This is a genomic window from Flavobacterium sp. GNP010 (genome assembly GCF_056428945.1).
On sequence record NZ_JBWJVK010000072.1, the window covers coordinates 1 to 5,513 of the forward strand.

Below are 5,513 nucleotides of genomic sequence, written 5' to 3' on the forward strand. Positions count from 1 at the left end.
TCCTATGATTTTTATTATCATTGTACTGATAGTGAAGATAGAACCACAATTCAAAAGCATCATTTGAATAAGCTATTTTATACCCACATTTTTTCCCTTTAGTAATCGCATTATCAAAATCTGCAAACTCTTTTTCACCTCTTTTAAAATCCATGTCGAAAACGCACCAAACTTCATCATATATTTTAATACTATTTTTTACAATTTCTATAGTTGATTCAATTAGCTTTAATTTACTTTCTCCTTTCAAATCAATTGCTTCAACTGTAAGTGTTAAAACAGGAAATGATTCAAAGTATAATTTTTCCGTTTGACCCTCACAGATAATTAAAATTGTCTTTTTAACTTCTCTAGTTTCTATTTCATATACTGAGGCTTTGGCTTTTTTAAGCCAAGGTTTTTCAGACTTAATGTCAGTTATTTTTAATGCTTTAGTCTTTTTAGGCATTCGAAACAGAATTAATTAATTTGTCAAAATCTCCTAAAAAAGGAATTGCTCCATATTTACCTTGAATATAATCCTTTTCAAAGGAGGCATTATTTCTAACTCCTTTAAACTCAACAAGAGAATATAAATGACTCGCACCAAACTGGTCTTTTTCCACAAACTCAATCTGATCTCTTCTTAATAAGTCGTTGGACAATAGGTTTGTGTCGTGTGTAGTAAAAATTAATTGTGAGCCAATATTGGAAGTTGAATTAAATAATTCAACAATTTTTTTTGTTAATAATGGATGAAATCTAGCATCAAATTCGTCAATAATGATTGGTCTATTATTCTTCAGTGCCTCATAAATAAAAGGACTTAATTCAAATAATTTTTGTGTCCCTTCTGATTCATTACTACTGAATGGAAACGATTCGTTCTCGACTACCTTTAGATTGTCATCATATTTTTTTCTAAATGAGATTAATAGTTTTCTCTTTTTCTGTTTTGTTAATTCCTTTTTAGTTTCATCTTCATTTTCACTTTCTTCCGAATCAATTTCAGGCACATCCATAGAATTAATATCTTCAATACCTACATCTCCATATTTCAAAAAATTTACAATGTATTTTTTCTTTTCACTGTTTGTAATAGCATCTCCAGCAAATCTCATCATTCCTTGATGTCCTAATCCACTGATTATAATTGTTGAGCCGATTGCATTAATTAAATCTTTAGATAATTTACCAAAGCCAAAAGTGGCGAGTGTTGATAAAAACAATGAATTATTTCTAAAAATCTCATTTTCCTCTGTTTCTTCTTCAAATAGACTGACTAATTTATATCCTTCGTTGTAATTTTTTTTATCTAATTCAATGATTTTTTTTCCTTCTCTAATGAATAATGGAAGTTCTCTTTTTTTTGGGGTAGAATACAACCATTCAGAATAAATTTTTTCATCATCTACTTCAAATCCATATCTATATTTAATATTATTATGCCAAAAAATTAGTTGAAAAAAACTTGGTTCATTTTCTGTTTTTGTGGATAGTCGGAAAGAATCTACCAAATATAAAATATCTTCATCTTTAATTGAAGTTTTAATGATTCTAATAAATGTAACTAATGCCTTAATAATATTGCTTTTACCGCTAGCATTTGCGCCGTAAATAGCTTTAGTCTTTAAAAATAAATTAGAGTTTTCATCTATAACATTATTGACATCAATTTCTTTATTATGAGATTTGATTTTTGCTGCTGATAAATTTAAAGTCTGAATTTCTTTAAATGACTTAAAGTTACCAAAACTAAATTCTTGAATTTTCATCTTATTAGATTATTTGTAATTATTTTGTAAATATACAGATAAGAATTAATTTTTCCGCTAATTAACGTTTTTTTAATATTACCGCCAACTTGTATATAGCCGAAACAAACTTTCATATTTACATCTAAACCAATGTATATTGACAAAGGTTTGTCTCACTTCGTATTTTTCAAATATATTAAGATTTTCTTACAAGTCATTAAAAAAAAAGACGCGTCATTGCTATGTCTTGCGTGAGGGATGGCAGCGAAAATCCTTTGTGTTTTTTAACCTTAATTTATTTCAGGCTCTAAAAAAAAACAAAGATTGTAGCGAACAGCCCGACCCAAAGTGGCGAGGAGGAACGACGAAGCCAACTGCAGGGTCACGCCCAAATGCCACTACGTACTCGCTGAAATTCATAAAAAATCCGCAACTCTAGACTTACATCACAAGGAGCGGATTTAGCAAACTAAAATCTAAAAAAACTAATAACTACTACTTCTAACTAAACTCTTTATCTGGATTGTATCCTAAATACGGCATGGCAATTTCCTTGAAAATAACGCCATAGTCCTCTAATTCTTTTAAAATAGGTTCATATACCTCTTTGCGAATAGGCAATTGAACGCCTGGCGTGGTAATTTTGCCATTCAAAATCAATAATGTGGCCATCGCTACGGGTAAACCTACTGTTTTTGCCATTGCGGTATAGGTTTGATCGTCGCCAATGCAAACCATTTTGGAATCTATTTGCTCTTTTTTGCCATTTAATTTGTAGCCAAATTTATGGTACATGACAATCATATCTTTGTCGTCTTCTTCGAGCGTCCAACTGTCGGTTAATATTTTTTCTAAAATTTTAGCGGGTGTAGCATCTTTCAAACCCACTATTTTATTAGGATTAAACAAGTCGAGTTCTAGTAACTTGTCCCACATAATGTCATCTTGGTCAATTTTTAAGATTAAACGGGTTTTGATTTCGACAGAATCTGTGGGGTGATAGGGCAAAAATGAATTTACAAAATCACGGTAACTCATGTTTTCTGAGTTTTCCATGATGTAACTGTCATCGGTCATACCTAACTGCACAAACATGGTCCATGCTTTAGAGAAACCTACTCTTCTGATTGTTCCTCTGTACAACGTAAGCACATTATCTAAACCATACACGCTGCGGTATTTAAGCGAATCCCTGTTAGAATACGCTTCAAAGCGACCATACCCTTCTACTTGTAAAAACTCGGTTCTGCGAAACAAATTACAATACGGAATGTATTTATACGTTCCTTCCTGTATAAATTTAGCAGCGCCACCTTGACCGGCAAGCACTACATTGCGTGGCGCCCAAGTAAATTTATAATTCCAAAGATTCGTATCCGATTCGGGAGCAACTAAACCACCACAAAAGGACTCAAAAAGAATCATTTCGCCACCTTTCTCCTTGATGGCATCAATCACTTTCATCGCACTCATGTGATCAATTCCAGGATCGAGTCCAATTTCATTCATGAAAATTAGATTATTTGCTTTGGCAGCTTCATCTAATTCCTGCATGGCATCACTGACATAGGAGGCAGTAACTAAACTTTTTTTGTACACAATACAATCTCTTGCTACTTCAATATGCAAATGAGCGGGCAACATCGAGATGACAATATCGGCATTTTCAATCGCTTTTTTTCGTTGCTCATTATCATAAATATCTAAAGCTATTGCAGTTGCGTTTTTGTGATCGTTGGTTTTACGCTGGGCTAAAGCCAATGATAAATCACCAATGACAAGGTGCAACTTCTCTTTTTCGGATTTGTCTAAAAGATATTGAATAAGAGATGAAGCTGATCTTCCCGCACCGATGATTAAAATTTGTCTCATTTTGAAATATTTGTAACACAAACATACATAATTGTTGTATTTATAACAAATGAAGTCGGTTTTATTTCTCTAATTACAAATAACAGTGTCGATTTTTTGTTTGTAGAGTAAAACTAAGCCCGCAAATCCTTTTATATTTATGGGATATAAAATACTTTTGTATTAAAGACAACACTATGAAATCAAAAATTGTAACAACAGCCACTATCTTAGGAATGATTGCCATTATTTTAGGCGCTTTTGGGGCTCATGCCTTAAAAAAATTCCTCGCAGTAGAGCAGTTGGCCACTTTTGAAACTGGCGTACGCTACCAAATGTATCATGCGTTATTTTTATTGTTTATCGGTTTATATGATGAATTGACTGATGCGGTAAAAAAAACAATCTATTATTTAGTACTAAGTGGCGTGATTTTATTCTCTGGTTCGATTTATCTATTGGCTACAAATGACCTTATGGCATTTGATTTTAAACGCATCGGATTTGTAACACCCATTGGCGGGCTACTATTAATAATGGCTTGGGGAGTTTTATTAGTAACACTGTTAAATAAAAATCACAAAATCAGAAGAATTAAAGACTAACTGAAATATAATTTCTACTTTTGCACTCTATAAAAAAGTAACTATACACAATAAATTTATGGACAACAACACCCTTTTCACGCAATCGATTTCGTTAAAAGATTTAGGAATTGAAAGTACCAAAATTCACTACCAGTTATCTCCAGAAGAATTACACAACATTACCATACAAACTAATCAAGGAGTAGAAAGCTCCACAGGCGCTTTAGCGGTTAACACAGGTGAATATACCGGTCGCTCTCCTCAAGATCGTTTTATCGTAAGAGATAGTATTAGTGAAGATTTAGTTTGGTGGGGGAAAGTAAATATTCCGTTTGAACCTGCTGCTTTTGAAGCTTTGTACAATAAAGTAACCACTTATTTAGCTGATAAAGAAGTTTTTGTAAGAGATGCATACGTTTGCTCTGACCCAAATTATAGATTAAATGTTCGCGTTATTACTGAAACACCTTGGGCAAATTTATTTTGCTACAATATGTTCCTACGACCTGAAGCAGCTGAACTTGCCAATTTTGCACCAGAATGGACTGTACTTTGCGTACCAAGTTTTATGGCTGATCCTGCTATTGATGGAACGCGCCAAAGCAATTTTGCTATTTTAGATTTCACTAAAAAAGTAGTGTTAATAGGCGGAACCGGATATACTGGAGAAATGAAAAAAGGAATTTTCTCTGCTTTGAATTTCATTTTACCTGTTTTCAAAAATACATTACCTATGCACTGTAGCGCCAATGTAGGGAAAGATGGTGATACTGCTATTTTCTTTGGATTATCAGGAACTGGAAAAACAACTTTATCTGCAGATCCTAACCGTAAATTGATTGGTGATGATGAACACGGATGGACCAATGAAAACACGGTATTTAATTTTGAAGGAGGTTGTTATGCTAAAGTCATCAACCTTACCGAAGAAAACGAACCAGATATTTTTAGAGCGATAAAAAAAGGCGCCATATTAGAAAATGTAGTTTTAGACAAAGAAACAAAAACAGTTGATTTTGAAGATGTTTCAATCACTCAAAACACTCGCGTTAGTTACCCAATTTATCATATAGACAACATCCAAGAAGGATCTATTGGAGAAAACCCAAAAAATATATTTTTCCTAACGGCTGATTCTTTTGGAATATTACCTCCAATTTCAAGATTGACCCCAGGACAGGCCGCGTACCACTTTATTTCTGGTTACACAGCAAAAGTGGCAGGAACTGAAGCAGGAGTAACCGAACCGCAACCTAATTTTTCTGCTTGTTTTGGAGCCCCTTTTATGCCACTACACCCAACAAAATATGCTGAGATGTTGAGTAAAAAAATGAAAGAT

The 5,513-nt window shown here is 33.2% G+C and carries 5 protein-coding genes; 2 read left to right on the top strand and 3 right to left on the bottom strand.

The genetic code is table 11. The features are described 5' to 3' along the window. The 3 genes from AC061C_RS15145 to AC061C_RS15155 form a co-directional block, all read right to left on the bottom strand. The coding region (locus AC061C_RS15145; RefSeq protein WP_478291863.1) for an RloB family protein at positions 1 to 448 on the bottom strand (448 nt) is incomplete at its 3' end. After that, positions 441 to 1,754 carry an AAA family ATPase gene (locus tag AC061C_RS15150; RefSeq protein WP_478291864.1) on the bottom strand — a complete coding sequence of 438 codons (1,314 nt, stop codon included), beginning with the start codon at positions 1,752 to 1,754 and terminating at the stop codon, positions 441 to 443. The genes AC061C_RS15145 and AC061C_RS15150, both read right to left, overlap by 8 nt. 483 nt (positions 1,755 to 2,237) lie before the next feature. Continuing rightward, positions 2,238 to 3,608 carry a saccharopine dehydrogenase family protein gene (locus AC061C_RS15155; RefSeq protein WP_478291865.1) on the bottom strand — a complete coding sequence of 457 codons (1,371 nt, stop codon included), beginning with the start codon at positions 3,606 to 3,608 and terminating at the stop codon, positions 2,238 to 2,240. Between the two features lie 176 nt (positions 3,609 to 3,784). Here AC061C_RS15155 and AC061C_RS15160 point away from each other — a divergent pair, with 176 nt between their 5' ends. Continuing rightward, positions 3,785 to 4,192, top strand: a complete 408-nt coding sequence (locus AC061C_RS15160) for a DUF423 domain-containing protein (protein WP_478291866.1) — start codon at positions 3,785 to 3,787, stop codon at positions 4,190 to 4,192. Positions 4,193 to 4,250: 58 nt separating this feature from the next. Continuing rightward, positions 4,251 to 5,513 (top strand): phosphoenolpyruvate carboxykinase (ATP) (locus tag AC061C_RS15165; RefSeq protein ID WP_478291867.1); only part of this gene is annotated, 1,263 nt, incomplete at its 3' end.